The sequence below is a fragment of the Mesorhizobium sp. M6A.T.Ce.TU.002.03.1.1 genome (assembly GCF_003997275.1).
Classification (GTDB): domain Bacteria; phylum Pseudomonadota; class Alphaproteobacteria; order Rhizobiales; family Rhizobiaceae; genus Mesorhizobium; species Mesorhizobium mediterraneum.
On record NZ_RZTI01000273.1, the window covers coordinates 1 to 1,491 of the forward strand.

Genomic DNA, 1,491 nt, shown 5'->3' on the forward strand with positions numbered 1-1,491 from the left:
GAGGCCGACGGCCGCGTCCGCGCCCAGTACAGGCTGTGGGACACCTTTGCCGGTCAGCAGATGTCGGGCGAGCAGTTCTTCGCCAACGATGCCAATACAAGGCGCGTCGCCCATATCATTGCCGACGCCATCTATGAGCGGCTGACCGGCGAGAAGGGCTATTTCGACACGCGCGTCGTCTTCATCGACGAATCGGGCGCAAAGAATGCGCGCAAGAAGCGCCTCGCCATCATGGACCAGGACGGCGCCAATGTCCGCTACCTGTCGAACGGCAAGTCGATCGTGCTGACGCCGCGTTTCTCGCCGAACCGGCAGGAAATCACCTACATGTCCTATGAAAGCGGCCAGCCGAAGGTCTATCTGCTGCAGATCGAGACCGGGCAGCGCGAGCTGGTCGGCGACTTTCCCGGCATGACCTTTGCACCGCGCTTCTCGCCCGACGGCCAGAAGGTGATCATGAGCCTGCTGCGCGACGACGGCAATTCCAACATTTTCGCCATGGATTTGAGAAGCCGCTCGACGACCAGGCTCACCAATTCGGCGGCCATTGACACCTCGCCGTCCTATTCGCCTGATGGCAGCAAGGTGGTGTTCACTTCCGACCGCGGCGGCCGCGCGCAGATCTATGTGATGGGCGCCGACGGTTCGGGCCAGACCCGCATCTCCTTCGGCGACGGCGTCTATTCGACGCCGGTGTGGTCGCCGCGCGGCGATCTGATCGCCTTCACCAAGCAGACCGCCGGTGAATTCCAGATCGGCGTCATGCGCATCGACGGTTCGGGTGAGCGCATCCTTTCAACCGGCTTCCAGCAGGAGGGGCCGACCTGGGCGCCCAACGGCCGGGTGCTGATGTTCTTCCGCGATTCAGCCGGCGGTCCGAAACTCGTTTCGGTCGATCTCACCGGCCGCAACGAACAGTCGATCCCGACCGCGAATTTCGCGTCGGATCCAGCCTGGTCGCCGCTGCTCGAGTGAGAGGAATTGGAGAAATGAAGAATTGAAGAATTGAAGAGATGAAGAGATGAAGAAAACGGGATTCCTCAACTCTTCAATTCACTCCTTTCCACGGCTTGGTCGCGTTTTAGCCGCATTTCCGCCTAGGGTCCGCGCACATTGTGGACCCCTTGGGCGGCCCCTGGCAAAACGGCTGCGGACGGCAGCCGAAACCAAATTTTAACCGTGTTTCTTGAACGCCGGTTAACCCAAACGTGGTTACTGGACGATCAACGAAATCACTCGAATTGCGAAGGAGAGGCGGCATGGGCCGTATCGCAGCACTTACCAGAAACCCGGTGATGATCGCGCTGGTGGCGTCGCTCGCCATCGCCGGTTGCGCCTCGAAGAAGACCCCGAACAGCGCCGCCGACCTCGGTCTCAGCGGCGCCGGAGCGGCAACGCCCGGATCGGCCCAGGACTTCACCGTCAACATCGGCGACCGCATCTTCTTCGACACGGATTCGTCCTCGATCCGCGCCGACGCGCAGACGACGC

1 protein-coding gene and 1 pseudogene are annotated in these 1,491 nt (G+C 61.6%); both read left to right on the forward strand.

Annotated elements, in window-relative coordinates; genetic code table 11:
- Positions 1–975: Tol-Pal system beta propeller repeat protein TolB (tolB, locus tag EOC93_RS33430; protein ID WP_127206748.1), on the forward strand; the 975-nt coding region annotated here is incomplete at its 5' end.
- Between the two features lie 284 nt (positions 976–1,259).
- A pseudogene (locus tag EOC93_RS33435) lies at positions 1,260–1,491 on the forward strand (peptidoglycan-associated lipoprotein); the annotation flags it as partial.